The sequence below is a fragment of the Neorhizobium vignae genome (assembly GCF_000732195.1).
Taxonomy (GTDB): domain Bacteria; phylum Pseudomonadota; class Alphaproteobacteria; order Rhizobiales; family Rhizobiaceae; genus Neorhizobium; species Neorhizobium vignae.
In genome coordinates, this window is sequence record NZ_JNNU01000006.1 from 96,627 (window position 1) to 116,871 (window position 20,245).

At 62.8% G+C, this 20,245-nt stretch carries 10 protein-coding genes; 7 read left to right on the plus strand and 3 right to left on the minus strand.

Features of this window, described 5'->3' with window-relative positions; translation table 11 throughout:
• Window positions 1-21: 21 nt before the first annotated feature.
• Window positions 22-1,026: an ABC transporter permease subunit gene (locus GQ59_RS11635; RefSeq protein ID WP_037081309.1), complete on the minus strand. Its 1,005-nt coding sequence runs from the start codon at window positions 1,024-1,026 to the stop codon at window positions 22-24.
• 156 nt (window positions 1,027-1,182) lie between these two features.
• Window positions 1,183-2,778 carry an ABC transporter substrate-binding protein gene (locus GQ59_RS11640; RefSeq protein WP_037081311.1) on the minus strand — a complete coding sequence of 532 codons (1,596 nt, stop codon included), beginning with the start codon at window positions 2,776-2,778 and terminating at the stop codon, window positions 1,183-1,185.
• A 531-nt stretch (window positions 2,779-3,309) separates the two neighbouring features.
• On the opposite strand from GQ59_RS11640, the gene GQ59_RS11645 reads away from it, so the two are divergent.
• The 6 genes from GQ59_RS11645 (at window position 3,310) to GQ59_RS32350 (ending at window position 10,038) form a co-directional block, all read left to right on the plus strand.
• Entirely contained in the window at window positions 3,310-4,743 is a 1,434-nt protein-coding gene (locus tag GQ59_RS11645) for a M20 family metallopeptidase (RefSeq protein WP_037081313.1), read from the plus strand.
• A gap of 133 nt (window positions 4,744-4,876) precedes the next feature.
• Window positions 4,877-6,232, plus strand: coding sequence for an aspartate aminotransferase family protein (locus tag GQ59_RS11650; RefSeq protein ID WP_037081315.1), 1,356 nt, complete (start codon window positions 4,877-4,879; stop codon window positions 6,230-6,232).
• Between the two features lie 75 nt (window positions 6,233-6,307).
• Window positions 6,308-7,768: a cardiolipin synthase gene (gene cls / locus GQ59_RS11655; protein WP_037081317.1), complete on the plus strand. Its 1,461-nt coding sequence runs from the start codon at window positions 6,308-6,310 to the stop codon at window positions 7,766-7,768.
• 63 nt (window positions 7,769-7,831) lie between these two features.
• Window positions 7,832-8,662 (plus strand): endonuclease/exonuclease/phosphatase family protein, encoded by an 831-nt coding sequence (locus GQ59_RS11660; protein WP_037081319.1) that lies wholly within the window; start codon window positions 7,832-7,834, stop codon window positions 8,660-8,662.
• A gap of 86 nt (window positions 8,663-8,748) precedes the next feature.
• Window positions 8,749-9,723, plus strand: coding sequence for a threonine ammonia-lyase (locus GQ59_RS11665; RefSeq protein ID WP_037081321.1), 975 nt, complete (start codon window positions 8,749-8,751; stop codon window positions 9,721-9,723).
• 177 nt (window positions 9,724-9,900) lie between these two features.
• On the plus strand, window positions 9,901-10,038 hold the full coding sequence (locus GQ59_RS32350; RefSeq protein ID WP_156376352.1) for a hypothetical protein: 138 nt from the start codon (window positions 9,901-9,903) through the stop codon (window positions 10,036-10,038).
• A gap of 99 nt (window positions 10,039-10,137) precedes the next feature.
• Here the strand turns inward: GQ59_RS32350 and GQ59_RS11670 are convergent, their stop codons facing one another.
• Complete coding sequence (locus GQ59_RS11670; protein WP_037081323.1) at window positions 10,138-11,301, minus strand: M20 aminoacylase family protein; 1,164 nt, start codon at window positions 11,299-11,301, stop codon at window positions 10,138-10,140.
• Between the two features lie 434 nt (window positions 11,302-11,735).
• Between GQ59_RS11670 and GQ59_RS11675 the strand changes: the two genes are divergently transcribed.
• Window positions 11,736-20,240, plus strand: a complete 8,505-nt coding sequence (locus GQ59_RS11675) for a glycoside hydrolase family 94 protein (RefSeq protein ID WP_051903920.1) — start codon at window positions 11,736-11,738, stop codon at window positions 20,238-20,240.
• Window positions 20,241-20,245: the final 5 nt, after the last annotated feature.

Consider the following 20,245-nt stretch of genomic DNA (forward strand, 5'->3'; position numbering starts at 1 on the left):
TTTCTCCTTCTTGGTGCCGGATCAGTGTCGGATTCTGGGATTGATCAGGCCGTAGAGCAGATCAACGATGAGATTAACGATCATGATGATGGCCGCGATCAGGAGCAGGCCGCCCTGGATGACGGCGTAGTCGCGGCGGAAGACGCTGTCGACCATCCACTTGCCGATGCCCGGCCAGGAGAAGATCGTCTCGGTGAGGATCGCGCCGGCCAGCATGACGCCGATCTGCAGGCCGATCGTGGTGATAACCGGGATCATGGCGTTGCGCAGCGCATGGATGCCGACGACGCGGAAGGGCGAGAGGCCCTTGGCGCGGGCGGTGCGGACGTAGTCTTCCGAAAGCACTTCCAGCATGGCGGACCGCGTCTGGCGGGCGATGACCGCGAGCGGAATGGTGGCAAGCACGATCGACGGCAGGGCAAGATGGCTGATCGCCGAGGCGAAGGCACCCTTCTGTCCCGACAGCAGCGAGTCGATCAGCATGAAACCGGTGACCGGCGGGAAAAAGAACATCAGCGAGATGCGGCCGGAAACCGGGAACCATTGCAGGGTGCCGGAGAAGAGGATGATCAGCAGCAGGCCCCACCAGAAGATCGGCATCGAATAACCGACAAGCGCGATGCCCATCAGCCCCTGGTCGAAGATCGAGCCGCGCTTGATTGCGGCGATCACGCCGGCCGGAATGCCGAGTGCGATGGCGATGAGGATGGCGCAGAGGGAAAGCTCGACGGTCGCCGGAAACAGCGCCCAGAACTGGTCGAGGATCGGCTTCTTGGACACGATCGACGACCCGAAATCGCCCGTCAGCACGCCGCCGAGATAATCGAAATACTGGACGACCAGCGGCCGATCCATGCCGAGCTCGGCACTGATCTGGGCATGTCGCTCCGGCGACATGACGCGTTCGCCCGAAAGAAGCGCAACCGGATCACCCGGCAGAAGTCGGATAAATGAAAACGCAATGATCGAGACCCCGATGAAGGTCGGGATCAACACGGCTATACGCCGTAACAGGAAGCCAAACATTCGAAACCTTCGTGGTTTTTGGTTCGTGGCCGATTCACGGTTTTGTCAAGCCACGAAGACGGCAATCGTGGCGTCTTCGCCAAATTTTGGCGTCTCATAAGAAAATGCCGCGGGAAACGCAACGCGTCCCGCGGCAAAATCGTCGTTTATCGGCAATTACTGAGCGATATCGACTGCTTCGAAGGTGAAGTCGCCGAGCGGGCTCTGGGTAAAGCCGGTCACGCCCTTGCGCATCGGGACGACGGCGAGGGAGTGGTCGATGGTTGCCCAGGGAGCGTCCTTCTTGAAGATCGCCTGCGCCTGCTCGTAGAGCTTGGTGCGCTCGGCTTGGTCGGAAACGACCTTGGCCTTCTTCACCAGTTCGTCGAACTCCTTGTTGCACCACTGAGCGCGGTTGTTGCCGCCGACGGCGTCGCAGCCGAGCAGCGTATCAAGGAAGTTGTCCGGATCGCCGTTGTCGCCGGTCCAGCCCATGATGGCGGCGCCATCGCGGTTCTTGTCCTTCGAACGCTGCAGGTATTCAGCCCATTCGAACGAGACGATCTCGACCTTGACGCCGATCTTGGCGAAATCGTCCTGGATGATTTCGGCCGCGCGGCGGGCGTTCAGCATGTAGGGACGCGACACCGGCATCGCCCAGACCTTCATGGAGAGGTCCTTGACGCCTGCATCGGCGAGCATCTTCTTGGCAGCGTCGAGGTCGTAGGTGTCGTCCTGGGTGGCCTTGCTGTAGGACCACATGGTCGGCGGGATCGGGTTGACGGCCGGTGTCGCCATGCCCTGGAAGACGGCATCGACGATCGCCTTCTTGTTGATCGCCTTGTTCAGCGCCTTGCGGACTTCGACCTTGTCGAACGGAGCCTTGGTCGTGTTGTAGGCGAGGTAGGCGACGTTCAGGCCTTCCTGCTCCAGAACCTGGAGGTTCGGATCAGCCTTCATGGCCTTCACATCGGCTGCGTTCGGATAGGGCATCAGGTGGCATTCGCCGGCCTTGAGCTTCTGGTAACGAACGGCGGCGTCGGTGGTGATCGCGAACACGAGGTCGTCGATCTTCGGAGCCGGGCCCCAGAAATCGGCGTTCTTCTTGTAGCGGATGACGGCGTCCTGCTGGTAGCCGACGAAGGTGAACGGACCGGTGCCGACCGGCATCTGGTTCAGCTGTTCCTTCTTGCCGGCCTTGTCGAGGCTGTCGGCATATTCCTTCGACATGATCGAGGCGAACGGCATGGCGAGGTTGGCGAGGAAGGGTGCTTCCGGACGGTTGAGCGTGACCTTGACGGTCAGGTCATCGACCTTCTCGATCGACTTGATCAGCTTCGGAAAGCCCATGCCATCGGCATATTCCCAGGTCGCGCCGGAAATGTACTTGTTCCAGGCGTTCTTCTCGTCGATCTGGCGGCCGATCGAGAAGACGACGTCGTCGGCGTTCAGGTTGCGGGTCGGCTTGAAGAAGTCGGTCGTCTGGAACTTGACGTTCGGGCGCAGCTTGAAGGTGTAGACGGTGCCGTCAGCGGAAATCTCCCAGCTCTGGGCCAGCGCTGCTTCCGGCTGGGTCGTGCCCGGCTTGAACTCGAGCAGGCGGTTGTAGATCGGATGCGCCGAAGCGTCGAAGGTCGTGCCGGCGGTATAGATGCCGGGATCGAAGCCTTCCGGAGAACCTTCCGAGCAATATACGAAGGTCTTGGCGCTGGCGGCGCTTGCGAAGAATGTTGCCGACAGCAGCGCTGCGGCAAGGGCGAGTTTGTATTTCATATGGATCTCCCAATGACCTGTGGCCGGCTTATGTGCCGTGCCCGGTTGATGTCTTCAGTTGGAATGGTGCGCCTTGGCGCCCAACGACTGGTATTCCCCGTGTTCACCTCCTGGCCGGCGATATTTCGCTGCGGCCGGCCTTCAAAATGCGTTTCTCCTGGCGGGTCCGCGCCAGCCTTCGGCCGCGCATTTCCCTATTGTTCCTTGATTCCGATCAACAGCCTCCCGCCGTATCGGATTTCACGCCCGCTTCGTTTTTTAGAAATTTTTCCACAAAATCGGCAAAATCCCGGTGTGTTTTTATTGTTTTCGGCTCGTACCGTAGATTTGCCTGCGGGCCGTGGGGCGCGAGCATAGCGATTATCATCCCGTTGTCGAGATGCGAACATTCGCGCTCTGGTCACATTCTCATCCCTTCCGCCCGATCTCTCTGCAGGTCCCATTTCCGCTGCAATGCCGCATTGCCATCGGCTCAGAATGGGGTACGGTCCGGACCTTCCAGACATCATAGACGTATCGAGGCAAGGTTTCATGACGACAGGCAATTCCAATCTCCCCCTCGTTTGGGATTTCATCGACCGCAAGAAAGAGGTCTTCACGGAACTCGCGGACCGCGTTTGGGAGACGCCGGAAACCTGCTACATGGAGACGCTTTCCGCTTCCGCGCATCGCGAGATGCTGGAGGCGCAGGGTTTCGAGATCACCGAAAACGTCGCCGGCATTCCGACCGCGCTGATCGGCGAGGCGGGCGAGGGCGGTCCGGTGATCGCCTTCCTCGGCGAATACGACGCGCTGGCAGGTCTCAGCCAGAAGGCCGGCGTCACCCGGCATGACCCGACGACCCCAGGCGCGAACGGCCATGGCTGCGGCCACAATCTTCTCGGCTCCGCGTCGCTGCTGGCCGCGACCGCCCTGAAAGATTGGCTCGAACAGACCGGCACGCCCGGCCGCGTGCGCTATTACGGCTGCCCCGCGGAGGAAGGCGGCGCCGCCAAGGCGTTCATGGTGCGGGCCGGTGCCTTCGAGGACGTCGATATCGCCATCAGCTGGCATCCGAGCAATTTCGCCGGCGTGCAGCGGGAGACCTCGCTTGCCAACTGCCGGATCGACTTCACCTTCACGGGCCGCGCCGCGCATGCGTCGGCCGTGCCCGAACTCGGCCGCAGCGCGCTCGATGCCGTCGAACTGATGAGCGTCGGTGTCAATTATATGCGCGAGCACATGCCGTCCGAGAGCCGCATCCACTATGCCGTCCTAGACAGCGGCGGCATCTCGCCGAACGTCGTGCAGGCGCATGCCAAGGTGCGCTATGTCGTCCGCTCCGCGGATCTGCCTGGCCTCTTCACGCTGATCGAACGGGTCAAGAAGGTCGCCGAAGGTGCCGCGCTGATGACCGAGACCAAGGTCGAGAGCACGATCCTGGCCGGCGTTTCCAACCTCGTCGTCAACACGCCGCTGATGGATGTCATGCAGGACGTCTGGGACAGCATGGGTCCGCCGCCGTTCGACGGCGCGGATATCGAGTTTGCTGAACAGATCCGTGCCACGCTCACGCCGGAAGACATTGCGGCAAGCTGGAGCCAGGAGCGCCTGGACCAGCGGGATGTCCCGCTTGCCGACTTCATTCTGCCGCCGCACACCGAAAACCGCCAGATGGGCGGTTCGACGGATGTGGGCGATGTCAGCTGGGTCGTGCCGACCGTGCAGGCCTATGGCGCGACGCTTGCCATAGGCACCCAGCTCCATACCTGGCAGGTGGTGGCGCAGGGCAAGAGCCCGCTCGCCCACAAGGGCATGGTCTCGGTCGCCAAGGTGATGGCCGCGACCGGGCTTGCCGCCATGACAAGCGATCAGCTTCGCGAGGCGGCCTGGGCCGATCTCAGGAAGCGGCGCAAGGGACAGGACTACAAGAGCCCTATCCCGGCCGGCGCCGAACCTCCGGTCGCGGCAATGACGCTGAAATGACCAAATAAACTGATCGACGCGTCAACTATTTTGAACGGTCGGCCTCTCTGAAAACGGCGATTTGGGCTGTCCAACATCGCCGTTTCCGCCTATGGAATTCATAGACCGTTGCGTGTCTCACAGGAGGTCCGTCGTGACTATTCAGCCCAATTCCATCGAAGCCCGGGACAAGGCTTACCAGCTCCACTCCTACACCAATGCCCGCGCGCTGGAGCGTGACGGATCGCTGGTGATAGACCGCGGCGAGGGCATCTATGTCTACGACGTGAACGGCAACAAATATATCGAGGGCATGGCTGGTCTCTGGAGCGTCGGTGTCGGTTTCGGCGAAAGCCGGCTGGTCGAAGCGGCCGCAAGGCAGATGGCGAAGCTCCCGTATTACCATACCTTTACCCTCCGCAGTCACGGTCCCTCGATCGATCTCGCGGAAAAGCTGATCCAGATGGCCCCGGTGCCGATGTCGAAGGCCTATTTCACCAATTCCGGTTCCGAAGCCAACGACACGGCCATGAAGATGGTCTGGTATCGTTCGAACGCGCTCGGCAAGCCGGAAAAGAAGAAGATCGTCTCGCGCATCAAGGGCTATCACGGCGTGACGATCGCCAGCGCCAGCCTCACCGGCCTGCCGAACAACCACCGCTCCTTCGACCTGCCGCTCGCCGGCGTCTTCCACACGACCTGCCCGCATTACCGCGCCTTCAAACAGGAAAACGAGACGGAATCGGCCTTCGTCGAGCGTTGTGCCAAGGATCTCGAAGACCTGATCCTCAAGGAAGGCCCGGAAACGGTTGCCGCCTTTATCGGCGAGCCGGTCATGGGCGCGGGCGGCGTCATCGTGCCGCCGGCCGGTTATTGGGATGCGATCCAGAAGGTGCTCAGGAAATACGACATCCTGCTGATTGCCGACGAGGTGATCTGCGGCTTCGGACGCACCGGCGAAATGTTCGGCACCACGACCTATTCGCTGCAGCCGGACATCATGACGCTGTCGAAGCAGATTTCGTCGTCCTACCAGCCGATCTCGGCGCTGCTGATCAACGAGAACGTCTACGGGCCGCTGGCCGATGAATCGGCCAAGATCGGCACGTTCGGCCATGGCGTGACCGCGGCCGGCCACCCGGTCGCCGCCGCGGTCGCGCTGGAAAACCTGGCGATCATCGAAGAGCGCGACCTCGTCGGCAATGTCCGGGCGCTGGCGCCGAAGTTCCAGAGCCGGCTGAAGGCGCTGGAAAGCCATCCGCTGGCGATCGAAGCGCGCGGCGTCGGCCTGATCGGCGCCCTTGAGCTGAAGCCGCGCGACGGTTTCGCGGCCGGCCAGCTCGGTCCCAAGCTGCTGGCGATCATGCTCGAAAAAGGCCTGATCTCACGGGCGATCGGCGACTCGCTGGCGCTCTGCCCGCCGATGATCATCACCGAAAAACAGGTCGACACGATCTTCGACACGTTCGAAGCCTCGCTCGAAGTCTTTGGGAAGCAGCTCGCTGCCTGATACCTCCTGGAGCCGCGCTAACCTATTGGCGCGGCTCCGATTGCGATTGCGCGAAGCGCGCCTATATTGCTCGCTATGCTGGATCTCATCGAACCCTATTGGCCGCATATCCTCTTCGTTTTGTCGGTCCTGATGGGGGCTGCCGCTGCTGTCCACGCGGCGATGACCAAGGAAGAGGTCCGCTCGGCGATCGGCTGGGTCGGCGTCATCGTTCTGTCTCCGATCATCGGCGCGCTGCTTTATCTTGTCGCCGGGATAAACCGCATCCGCCGGTCGGTCATCAGCGACCGGCGCGCCCTGCTGCAGGGGGAAATCCGCGCGCATGTGGTTTCCTACGATGCGACCAACGACCTGGTGATCGAGGAATTCGGGCACCGCTTCCGGGCGATGAAGACGCTCGGCGACCGGGTGACGCGCCACCGGCTGACCACCGGCAATACGATCGTCGCGCTCGATACCGGCGACGAAGCCTATGGCGCGATGCTGAAGGCGATCGGCGAAGCGCAGCGCAGCCTCATCCTCGAAACCTATATCTTCGACCGGGACCGGATCGGTAGCCGGTTCGCGGATGCGCTGATTGCCGCCGTCAAGCGCGGCGTCGAAGTGCGCGTGCTGATCGACGCGGTGGGCGCCCGGTATTCGGTGCCGAGCGTGCTCGGCATGCTGAGAGACGGCGGGGTCACCGTCGATGTCTTCAACGGCAACGTCATCATGGGCCTGAGGCTGCCTTATGCGAACCTGCGCACCCACCGGAAGATCCTGGTTATCGATGGCCTGGTGGCATTTACCGGCGGCATGAACATCCGCGAAGGTTTCTCGAGTGAAATCAGCGGTGACACATGCTCGTTCGACACGCATTTCAAGGTAACCGGGCCGGTCGTCGCCGACCTGTTTGCAATTGCCGCCGCCGACTGGCGATATGCGGCCGATGAGGCCCTGGACGGCGAGGCCTGGGCGCTGCAGCCGCCGGAGACGGAGGCCGGTTCGCCGGTCGTCATGCGCGCTGTCTCCTCCGGGCCGGACCGTAGTGTCGAGACGAACCACAAGATGCTGATGGGCGCGTTTTCCGTAGCGCGCTCCTCGATCCGCATCGTATCGCCCTATTTCCTGCCGGACCGCGAACTGATCACCGCGCTCGTCACGGCTGCCCGGCGCGGGGTGGAGGTCGATATCGTCGTGCCGACCGCCAACAATCTCGTTCTGGTCGATCGGGCGATGACCGCGCAGTTCGACCAGATGCTGAAGAACTACTGCCGGATCTGGCGGGCATCCGGCCCGTTCAACCATTCCAAGCTTCTGGTGATTGACGGGCGCTGGGCCTATGTCGGTTCCTCGAACCTCGATCCGCGATCGCTCCGGCTGAATTTCGAGGTCGATCTCGAAGTTCTGGATTGCCCTTTCGCGGAAGCCTTGGAACGAAGGATAGATCTCGCTATTTCTTCCGCAACCGAAGTGACGCTCGACGGGTTGATTGCAAGGCCCTTCCTCGTGCGGCTCATCGAGCGCGTGCTTTGGCTGGGCTCTCCCTATCTTTAGTTGCTGGATAGATGGGCTGCTTGCCCTATAAATTTCATTGATCGGCGAATAGTCAAAAGAACCATGCGGGAAAAACGTCCCAATCTTCCAAAAAGCATTCTGGCTTCCATCCGGGCTCGAAGGAACCGCGGCGCCGGAACGCATGAGGGGCGCGAACGCGGGCACGGCATGCTGATCGCCTCCTATAACGTGCACAAATGCGTGGGTATCGACGGCAGGTTCGATCCCGCCCGCACCAGCCACGTGATCCGCGAGATCGGCGCCGATGTAATCGCGCTGCAGGAAGCGGATTCCCGGTTCGGCGAGCGGCGTGGCCTGCTCGACCTTGCGTGGATGGAGCGGGAGACGGGGCTTTTTCCGGTGCCTGTTTCCGGCGTCGCCAAGGCCCATGGCTGGCATGGAAACGTGATCCTCTTTCGCGAGGGCCTGGTGCGCGACGTTCATCAGGTCAAGCTGCCGGGGCTCGAGCCGCGCGGTGCCTTGATCACCGAACTGGAACTCAAGGACGGCAGCGCGTTTCGGATCATCGCGGCCCATCTGGGCCTGCTCAACCGTTCGCGTCAGCAGCAGGCCCGCATGATCCTCGACATACTGCGTTCGCGCGACGAGCAGCCGACCGTCCTCATGGGCGATCTCAACGAATGGCGGCTTGGCGACCGTTCCTCCCTGAATACGCTGGCGACCGTCTTCGGCCTGCCGGCCGCGGTGCCGAGTTTCCCATCGCGCCTGCCTGTGCTGGCGCTCGACCGCATCATGGCGAACCGGCCCGGGCTGATCGATGCCGTCGAAACCCATGACAGCCCGCTTGCGCGGCTCGCTTCCGACCACCTGCCGATCAAGGCGCTGGTGAAACTGGGATCCCTGCCGTTGTCTCAAGGAGCGGAAGCCGGCTGAGCCGATCTTTTTCCGGTCTTTACCGAAACGGAAACCGCCGATAGGTTTGCGGCCTCACCGCCTCGCCCCCTAACGGAATTTCCCGCATGACCGATATCGCCATGATCGAAGCCGCCCGCGCCCGTCTCGATGGCCACGTGCGCCGCACCCCGCTGCTATCCTCGCCATTCCTCGATGACATCGCCGGGCGGCGCATCTTCGTGAAGCCGGAATGCCTGCAGCATACCGGCTCGTTCAAGTTTCGCGGCGCCTGGTCGGCAATCTCGGCGCTGTCGCCGGATGTTCGCGCCAAGGGCGTGATCGCCTTCTCGTCGGGCAATCATGCCCAGGGTGTGGCGCTGGCGGCGAGGATGCACGGCATTCCGAGCGTGATCATCATGCCGACCGACGCACCGCGCATCAAAATCGAGAATACCCGCGCCTATGGCGCAGACGTCGTGCTTTACGACCGCCTCAACGAGGACCGCGATGCCATCGGCGCGCGGCTGTCGCAGGAGCGCGGCCTGACGCTGATCAAGCCGTTCGACGAACCGCTGGTGATCGCCGGCCAGGGCACGACCGGGCTCGAAATCGCGGAACAGGCCAGGGAAGAGGGCATCGAGAAGGCCGATGTGCTGGTGCCGACGGGCGGCGGCGGTTTCATTTCCGGCGTCGCGCTGGCATTGAACGCCAAGGCGCCCGGTTTCGTCGTCCACCCCTGCGAGCCGCAGGGCTTTGACGATGTCACGCGTTCGCTGGCCTCCGGACAGATCGAGCGCAATGCGACCCAGGGCGGTTCGCTCTGCGATGCGATCGTCACGCCGCAACCCGGCAATATCACCTTCCCGATCATGTCGCGGCTTTGCGGCGCGGGTCTCGTGGTGACAGACGACGAAGCGTTGCACGCGGTGGCGCTTGCCTTCAGCCGGCTGAAGATCGTCGTCGAACCCGGTGGGGCGGTGGCATTGGCGGCCGCGCTTTTCCATGGCGAGACGCTGGGCGAGACCGTGATTGCGGTCTGCTCGGGCGGCAATATCGACCCGGATATCTTCCGTCTGGCGCTGGATCGTTTTGGAGCTTGAGGCCCCCTCAAGGCCCGCAGGCATAATAAACCGTTAACTGCCCGGAAGCGGCATTAAGAAAAAAGGATTTTCTACGGAACCGGCAGGTGCTTGGAACATTATCTCTATCGGCTTGGTAGAGATAAGATAGCATAGGTCAACGCTCGAAAAGGGCGAACCATAACCCGGGAGACATCCATGCGTCATATCGAGCATCCGACACGGTCTTTCCCAGCTCGCGGTTTTGCGGGCAAATGGCAATGGGCGGCGAATACGGCCCTGGTGACGGCAGCCTTCATCTTCGTCGGCGCCGTGACACTCGGCCTTTTCCCCTGAGGCCTTCGGGCTTCGCCTTTTCAAATTCGGGCTTGGTCCTCCCAAGACCTAAAGCACCTCCCGCGTCTTGCCGCCCGGGAGGTGTTTTCGTTTAAAGGCCTATCTCGGCGGAAGATAGGCTTCGGCAAGCTCCACCCAGAAGCTCGTTCCGATCGGCAGCGCGTCGTCGTTGAAGTCGAAGCGGGGGTGGTGCAGCGGCGGGTCGTTGTCGGTGCGCCTGGTGCCGAGCAGGAAATAGGTTCCCGGCCGCTCGGCCAGCATATAGGCGAAATCCTCGGCGCCCATCGACGGGCGGGGCAGATCGACGACCTTATCCTCGCCGACGACACGACGGGCGAGATCGCGGACGAAATCCGTTTCCGCCTTGTGGTTGATAGTCGCCTCGTAACCGCGCTTGTAGTCGAGCGTGACGCTCATGCCGTAACTGGCGGCCTGGCCTTCGGCGACCAACCGGATGCGCCTTTCCAGCTCGTTGCGGACGTCCGGGTCGAAGGAGCGGATGGTGAGCAGCATTTCCGCCCGCTCCGGAATGACGTTGCTCGCCATGCCGGCATGGAAGGCGCCGACGGTGATGACCATCTGGTCGAGCGGGTGGATGTTGCGCGAGGCGATCGTCTGCAGCGCCATGATGATACTCGCGCCGCAGACGATCGGGTCCGATGTGTCCTGGGGCTCGGCGCCATGGCCGCCGCGACCGTTGACCGTGATGCGGCATTCGTCGACCGCCGCCATCATCGGGCCTTCCTTGACGCCGATCTGGCCGAAGGGCAGGCTGGGATCGTTGTGCAGGCCGAAGACGGCATCGCATGGGAAGCGCTCGAACAGGCCATCCTCGATCATCAGTCTGGCGCCGCCGAAATTCTCCTCCGCCGGCTGGAAGATCAGGTGGATCGTGCCGTCGAAATTCTTCCTCTCGGCAAGGATCCTGGCGGCACCCAGAAGCATGGCGGTGTGGCCGTCGTGGCCGCAGGCATGCATCAGCCCCTTGTTCCTGCTGGCATATTCGGCGCCGGTTTCCTCCTCGATCGGCAGCGCGTCCATATCGGCGCGGATGCCGATCGACCGGCCGCTGCTGCCGTTCCTGAGGGTAGCGACAACGCCCGTCTTGCCGAGGCCGCGGGTGACTTCATATCCGAGATCGGCAAGCTGCCTGGCGACGAAATCGGATGTGTTGAACTCCGACAGGCCGAGTTCGGGATATTGATGAAGGTAACGGCGGGTGGCCACCACGTCGGCCATGTCATTGGAAAACTGGATCGTCATTGCTCAAAACACCGAAAGTTCGATTGGATTGGTTGCGGGGCACGACGAGATCGCCCTTGCGTCATGAGATGAATAGCAGCGCGGCCCTTGGAAGGTAACCCTCGGTATTAAAATTTCACCTGGTCCGGCTGGCGCAGGACGTTCAGGGGCGGCTGTTGCGCAAGCGCGGAATTCCTCGAATTATCAATGGCCTGCTTCCGTTCAGGTTCCATTCAGGCTAGGCTCGATAGAGCCGGAACTTGTGTCAAGCCGCAGGAAGTGAGCAATAGATTCCAGTCAGTCATTTGCAATATCCGGACTGCTCTCTATTTCCCATCCTCGCGGGTTTGCATCCGGCCGGTCACCATAATCCAAATGATGACTGGCGCTTCCGATGCAGGCCGAGTAAGGCGAGGCCGACAAACCCTTAGAGTTTTCAGCAGAAGCCCGTATCCATGTCATTTCACACTCCGCCGTCAGCTTCCTCGCGCGAAACCGAAGCCAAGCAGATCGATCACAACGATTCGATCCGCTCGACCTATTTCAACATCGATGCATTGCGGGAATGCGGCGAGAAACTCGGCATGGAGGGCACGCCCAGCTTGCCGGGCCTGATGGAGTTCGAGTTCTTCAAGCGGCATCATGAAAACGAGAAGGAAATCCTGCGGGTCTATCGGGCGACCGCGACCGACGTCGATGCCGGCGCGTCGATCACGCCCGCCGCCGAATGGCTGCTCGACAATTATTACATCGTCGAAGAGGCGATCCAGGAAGTCCGCCGCGACTTCCCGAAAAAGTTCTTCCGCCAGTTGCCCACGATGACGGTCGGCGGCCAGGAACTGCCGCGTGTGCTGGTGCTCGCCTGGCTCTATGTCGCCCATACGCACAGCAGTGTTTCCCGCGAGGCGCTGGCCTCCATGGTCCAGGGCTTCCAGGTCAAGGAACCGCTCGAGATCGGCGAACTCTGGGCGCTGCCCTCGTTCATCCGCTTCGTGCTGATCGAGAACCTGCGCCGCATCGCCACCCGCGTCGATCGCTCGCGCAACATGCGCCGCCGCGCCAACGAGACGGCCGACGAGGTCATCCGCCTCAATAACGAGGAGGCGAGTGCCGATGTCCTGAAGGGCATCGAGAACCTGACGAACGACAATACGTTCACGGCGCAGTTCCTCTATCGCCTTCGCAACGCCTCGCAGACCTCGGGTTTTGCCGTCGCCTGGCTGGAACAGCGTCTCGAACAGGCGGGCACCGACGTCGAAGAGGTGATGCTCGCCGAGCAAAACCGCCTTTCGTCCGGCAACGTGACGATGGGCAACATCATCAAGAGCCTGCGCGAGATCGACGATACGGAGTGGAGCGTCTGGTTCGAAGACGTCTCGCAGATCGACAAGATCTTCCGCGAGCGCACCGATTATCAGGCGCTCGATTTCGGCTCGCGCAACGCCTATCGCAACCGTATCGAACAGATTGCCCGCCGCTCCCGCAAGAGCGAGGCCGAGGTCGCGGAAGCCGCCATCCAGCTCGCCGAAAAGGCGTCGGCGGAAGAAAATGCCGATCCGCGCGAGACCAATGTCGGCGCCTTCGTCGTCGGCCGCCGCCGCCGCGAGCTGGAAGCGGCAGTCGGTTACAATCTGCTGTTCGTCCAGCGGGTTGTCCGTCTCGTCCGCCGCCTCAACTGGTTTGCGATCGCAGGCCCGGTCATCCTCATTACCGTACTCGCGATGGCGATTGCCGGCTGGTTCCTGGTGCAGGCGGATATTCCGCTGCCGGTCGTCTTCTTCTTCCTGCTGATGTTCGCGCTGCCGGCTTCCGAAGGCGCGACCGGCCTGTTCAATACGCTGGTGACCTACGTGGTGAGGCCAGCCCGGCTGGTCGGCTACGAATTCAAGGAAGGCATTCCGGAAGCGGCAAGAACGCTGGTCGCCGTACCCTGCCTGATCACCGACCGGGATACCGTGGACGAGCTCGTCCGAAACCTCGAGGTCCACTATCTCGCCAACCCGCATGGCGAGATCTATTTCTCGCTGCTCAGCGACTGGCGCGACAGCAAGTTCGAGGAGACCGATACCGACCTCGAAATCCTCGATTATGCGAAGCGCGAGATTGCGGCGCTCAACGCCAAGTATGGAGAAGACGGCAAGGCGCGCTTCTATCTGCTGCATCGCCGCCGTCTGTTCAATCCGAACGAAGGCGCATGGATGGGCTGGGAGCGCAAGCGCGGCAAGCTGCATGAGCTCAACATGCTGCTGCGCGGCGATCGCGACACCAGCTACCTTCCGGGTGCCAATATCGTTCCGCCGAACGTCCAGTACGTGATGACGCTCGATGCCGATACGCGCCTGATGCGCGATGCGGTGACCAAGCTCGTCGGCAAGATGCACCACCCGATCAACCAGCCGGTGCTCGATCCGAAAACCAACCGCGTCGTCCACGGCTATGGTCTGATGCAGCCGCGCGTGACGCCGTCGCTGACGACCGGCAAGGAAGCATCGGTCTTCCAGCGCGTCTTCTCCGTCGGCCGCGGTCTCGACCCTTACGTCTTCACCGTCTCCGACGTCTATCAGGACCTGACCGGCGAAGGCAGCTTCACCGGCAAGGGCCTCTATCACGTCGATGCGTTCGAGGCTTCGCTCAAGGGCCGGATCGACGAGAATTCGGTCCTCTCGCATGACCTTCTCGAAGGTTCGTTCGCACGCTGCGCTCTCGTTACCGACGTGGAACTGGTCGAAGACTTCCCGGTCCGATACGAGGTCGAAGTTTCGCGCCAGCATCGCTGGGCCCGCGGCGACTGGCAGCTCCTGCCGTACATCCTCGATCCCAAGCGGGGCGTGACCGCGCTCGGCCGCTGGAAGATGATCGACAACCTGCGCCGGTCTCTGACCCCGATCGCCTGGTTCTTCGCTTCCGTGCTTGGCTGGTACTTCATGGATCCGCTCGGCGCTCTCGTCTGGCAGATCCTGCTGATCTTCTCGCTGTTCGTCGCCCCGACCCTCAGCCTGGTCACCGGCCTGCTGCCGGGCTCCACCGACATCGTCCCGGGCGCGCATTTCTATTCCGTCTGGTCGGACATGCGTTCCGCCAATGCGCAGGTCGCGCTCCGCGTCGTCTTCATCGCGGATTCCGCCTGCATCATGACCGATGCGATCGCCCGGTCTCTCTACCGCCTGTTCTTCAGCCGCAAGCTGATGCTGGAATGGCGCACCGCCGCCTCGATCCAGTCGAGCGCTCAAGGGAGTCCGCAGGATTACTACAAGACGATGTGGCATGCGCCGGCGATCGCCGTGCTCAGCATCATCCTGGCCGCCATGCCCGGCGACAACGCGTTCCTGGTCGGCATCCCGTTCGCCGTGCTGTGGATATTCTCGCCGCTCGTCGCCTGGTATGTCAGCCAGTCGGCCGAGACCGAAGACCGGCTGTTCGTGCCGGAGCCCGTGTCGGTCGAATTGCGCAAGATCGCCCGCCGCACATGGCGGTATTTCGAGACCTTCGTGACCGCGGAGCAGAATTACCTGCCGCCGGACAATTTCCAGGAGAAGCCGAACCCGGTTATCGCCAAGCGCACGTCGCCGACCAATATCGGCGTCTATCTGCTGTCGACGATCTCGGCGCGGCATTTCGGCTGGATCAGCTTCACCGACACGGTCGAGCGCATCGAGCAGACGATCTCGGCGGTTGAAAGAGCCGACAAGTTCCGCGGCCACATGTACAACTGGTATCATACGGATACCCTGCAGCCGCTAATGCCTCGCTACGTCTCGTCGGTTGACAGCGGCAATTTCGCCGGCCATCTGATCGCCATATCGTCGGCTTTGCGCATCTGGGCCGAGGCTCCTTCCGCGCACCTTCAGGGCAATCTCGACGGCATCGGCGACGTTTCCGGCATTCTGGCCGAGACGCTGAAAGCTCTGCCGGACGACCGCAAGACTGTGCGCCCGCTGCGTCGCCGCCTCGAAGAACGTATCGTCGGCTTCGGCAACGCGCTTGCCGCGGTGAAGCGCGAGCATGAATTCGCATCGATCCGGATCATCAACCTCGCCGTGCTTGCCCGCGACATCCAGAAGCTCGCGGTCAACCTCGACCAGGAAGTCCGTTCGGCGCAGAGCGACGAAGTTACCCGCTGGTCCGCGTCTCTCGTCGCCGCCTGCGAGGCGCATATCGCCGATAGCGTCTTCGACAATGCCAATATCGAATCGCTGCGGGAGCGGCTCGGCGTGTTGCGAGACCGAACCCGTCGCCTCGCCTTCGCGATGGATTTCAGCTTCCTGTTCCGCAAGGAGCGCCGCCTTCTGTCGATCGGCTATCGTGTCGAGACCAACGAGATCGACGAAGCCTGCTATGACCTGCTGGCATCCGAAGCGCGTCTGACCAGCCTGTTCGGGATTGCCAAGGGCGACCTGCCGACCGAGCACTGGTACAAGCTCGGCCGCCAGGTGGTGCCGATCGGTGCGCGAGGCGCACTGGTTTCCTGGTCCGGCTCGATGTTCGAATACCTCATGCCGCCGCTCGTCATGCAGGAGCGCCAGGGGGGCATCCTCAACCAGACCAACAATCTGATCGTGAAGGAACAGATGAACCATGGCCGCCGCCTCGGCACGCCATGGGGCATCTCGGAAGCGGCGTTCAACGCTCTCGACCATCAGATGTATTATCAATATTCGAACTTCGGGGTGCCGACGCTCGGCCTCAAGCGCGGTCTCGGGCAAAACGCCGTCATCGCTCCCTATGCGTCGATCCTGGCCAGCCAGTACGACCCGATCGCCGCCTCTGAAAACCTCACCGAACTGCGCTCGCTCGGAGCGCTCGGGGTGTTCGGCTTCTACGATGCGGTGGACTTCACGCCCACCCGCGTACCGGAAGGCAAGCGCTACGCGGTGGTGTTCAACTATTATGCCCATCACCACGGCATGTCGATCGCCGCGATCGCCAACGTCGTGATGAACGGCCTGCTGCGCGAGCTCTTCCATTCCGACCCGACCATCGAGGCTGCCGAACTGCTGCTGCAGGAAAAGGCGCCGCGCGACATTCCGGTGATGAGCGCCAAGCACGAGGAAACCCCCGGCAAGGGCCAGGGCGAGCTGTTGCGTTCGGAAATCCGCACCATCACCAACCCGGCCACCAAGGACCGCGAGCTGGTGCTGCTCTCCAACGGTCACTATTCGGTCATGCTCACCGCGACCGGCTCGGGATATTCCCGCTGGAACGGACTATCTGTCGCTCGCTGGAAGCCCGACCCGACCGAAGATCGCTGGGGCCAGTTCCTGTTCCTGCGCGACACCACGACCGGCGAATGGTGGTCTGCCACCGCCGAGCCGCGTCGCATCGAAGGCGAAAAGACCAGGGCGATCTTCTCCGACGAACGGGCGGAATTCCACAAGACGATCGGCGACCTCACGAGCACGGTCGAATGCATCGTCGCCAGCGAGCACGATGCCGAAGGCCGCCGCCTGACGCTGCTCAACATGGGTACCGAGGATCGCTTCATCGAAGTGACGTCCTATATGGAACCCGTGCTGACCACCGAGGACGACGACAACGCCCACCCGGTTTTCCAGCGGATGTTCGTCCGCACCGAAATCGGCCGCCGCGGCGACGTCATCCGCGCCTGGCGCAACAAGCGCGCGCCGAACGAGCCGGACATGGTGATCGCCCATCTGGCGGCCGACAATGCCGGTTCGGCTCGCCCGACCGAATTCGAGACCGACCGCCGCAAGTTCCTCGGCCGCGGCCGCACGCTCTCGGAAGCTGCAGCCTTCGATCCCGGCGCGACGCTGTCGGGCACCGACGGCTTCACGCTCGATCCGATCCTGTCGCTGCGCCGCGTCGTGCGCGTGCCGGCCGGCAAGAAGGTGAGCGTCATCTTCTGGACGATCGCCGCACCGAGGCGCGAAGAGCTCGACCAGGCGATCGAGCGTTATCGTCATCCGGATGCCTTCCAGACCGAGCTCACGCAGGCCTGGACCCGCACGCAGGTGCAGATGCGCCATCTCGGCGTCTCCTCGCAGGATGCCGCGGCGTTCCAACACCTGGCGCGCTATCTCATCTATCCGGACATGCAGCTGCGCGCCGACCAGGCGACCATTCACGCGGGCATGCAGCAGCAGTCGGCGCTCTGGCCCTCGTCTGTTTCGGGAGACTTCCCGATCTTCACGCTGCGCATCAACGACGACAACGACATGCCGGTCGCCAAGGAAGCGATGAGCGCCCAGGAATATCTGCGCTCGCGCGGCGTCATCACCGATCTCGTGATCTTCAACGAGCGGGCGGCCTCCTACGCGCAGGAAATGCAGCAGGCGCTCGAACATCTCTCCGAGAGTGCCCGCCGCCTCAGCCAGCAGGAAGGCCAGCGCCAGCATGTCTTCTCGCTGCGCCGCGACATCATGGACGACGAGGGTTCGGAAGGCCTGATCGCCGCATCCCGCGTGGTTCTGCACGCCCGCAACGGCAAGATCAGCGATCAGCTCAACCGCACGGCAACGATCTTCGCGCCGCCGAAGGACCAGCAGATCGAGGTCGACCGTCGTCCGCTGCTGAACGGCGAGATCTTCCAGCCTCCGGCTCCGATCGAGGCACCGGCGGATCTCGACTTCTGGAACGGTTTCGGCGGTTTCACCAAGGACGGCAGCGAATATGTGGTGCGCCTGCACGGCGGCCAGTCGACGCCGCAGCCGTGGATCAACATCATCTCCAACGACAAGTTCGGCTTCCACATTTCGGCGGAAGGTTCGGGCTTCACCTGGGCCAAGAACTCCCGCGACTATCAGCTGACGCCCTGGACCAACGACATGGTCATCAACCGTCCCGGCGAGGCATTCTACGTCGCCGACCGGGATAGCGGCGCGGTCATGACGCCGTTCGCGGTCCTGTCGCGCAAGCCGGAGGTCAAGTTCGAGACCCGGCACGGCCTGGGTTACTCGGTCTTCTCGAGCGAAGAAGAAGGCCTGAAGATCAGGCTGACCCAGACGGTCGACCGGACGCGGGCGGCAAAGCTCTCGTCCATCCTCCTCCATAACGGCGGTTCGGAGACCCGCAGGCTGCGCGTCTACGGTTATGTGGAATGGTTGCTCGGCGCCAATCCGGCCCGGTCCATCCCCTTCATCCTCTCCAGTCGCGACGAGGAAACCGGCACGCTCTTCGCCACCAACTCCTACAGCATCGACTACCGCCGCTTTGCCTTCATGGGCATGAAGGAGACGCCGGTCGGCTTCACGGCGAGCCGCCGCGAATTCATCGGCCGTTTCGGTTCGGTCCAGATGCCGGCGGCGGTGATGTCCGCTTCTGCGCTCGGCAGTGCTCTCGATCTCGACGGCGACCCCTGCGCGGCGCTCGCCTACGACATCGAGCTCGCGCCGGGCGAAGAGAAGACGGTGACCTTCTATCTCGGCGATGCCGATACGAAGGAAGAGGCTCAGGCGCTCGTCGCCCAGCTGCGCGGCGAGGAGTTCGCTCCGATCCTCGAGGCGAACCGCGACTTCTGGACCGCTTTCACCGGCCGCCTGAAGATCTCGACGCCGGACAAGTCGCTCGACAACATGGTCAACCACTGGCTGCCCTATCAGGCGCTCGGTTGCCGGATCATGGCCCGGACCGCCTTCTACCAGGCATCCGGCGCCTTCGGCTTCCGCGACCAGCTGCAGGACACCTTGGCCTTCCTGGTGCACGAGCCGTCGCTGGCCCGCCGCCAGATCGTCAACGCGGCTTCGCGGCAGTTCAAGGAAGGCGACGTGCTGCACTGGTGGCTGCCCGGCTCCGGCGCCGGCGTGCGGACGATGATCTCCGACGACGTCGTATGGCTCGCCTACGGTATCCACCAGTATGTCTCGGTAACCGGCGATGCCTCGCTGCTCGACGAGGAACTGGCGTTCATCGACGGTCCGGTGCTCGAAAAGAACAAGCACGACTCCTTTATCCAGCCGACGGTCTCGACCGAGACCGCCACCATCTACGAGCATGCGGCAAGGGCGCTGGACCTGGCGATCACCCGTACGGGCGACAAGGGCCTGCCGCTCATTCTCGGCGGCGACTGGAACGACGGGATGAACCGCGTCGGCATCGGTGGACGCGGCATGAGCGTCTGGCTCGGCTGGTTCCTGGCCGCGGCATTGCGCAACTTCCTGCCCTATGCGGAGGCGCGCAAGGACAAGCAGCGCCTCCAGCGCTGGACGGATCATATCGAGACGCTCAAGCAGGCGCTCGAAAAGGCCGGCTGGGACGGCACCTACTATCGCCGGGGCTATTTCGACGACGGCTCTCCGCTCGGCTCGAGCACCAGTGACGAATGCCGTATCGACTCGCTCGCCCAGTCCTGGAGCGTGCTCTCGGGCGAAGGCGATCCGGAACGTGCCGCCCAGGCGATGGATGCGGTGCTCGAAAAGCTGGTCGACAGCCAAGCCGGCATTATCCGCCTGTTCACGCCGCCGTTCCAGGATACCCGCAAGGACCCGGGCTATATCAAGGCCTACCCGCCGGGTATTCGTGAGAACGGCGGCCAGTATACCCATGCGGCGATCTGGGTCGTGCTGGCGCTGACCGCGCTGAAGCGGGGTGACGATGCCTGGAAGTGCTTCCAGATGCTGAACCCGATCAACCATGCGCTGGACCGCGATGCGGCCGAGACCTATCGCGTCGAACCCTATGTGGTCGCGGCCGATGTCTATGGTCACGGTTCCCATACCGGGCGCGGCGGCTGGAGCTGGTACACGGGTTCTGCGGGCTGGCTCTACCGTGCGGCGACCGAGGGCATCCTCGGCATCCGCCGCCAAGGCGACCGGCTGTTCGTCGATCCGGCGCTGCCGAGCGACTGGGATGGCTTCACCGCCGAACTGACCATCGGAGACACGGTGCACAAGATCACCGTCGAAGGCGACAAGGTCACGATCGACGGTCAGGCGGTCAACGAGACGGAAGGTTTCCTTCTTGCCGGAGCCGCTGCCAAGCGTCTGCCGGAACCGGCCAATAGCTAAGACCT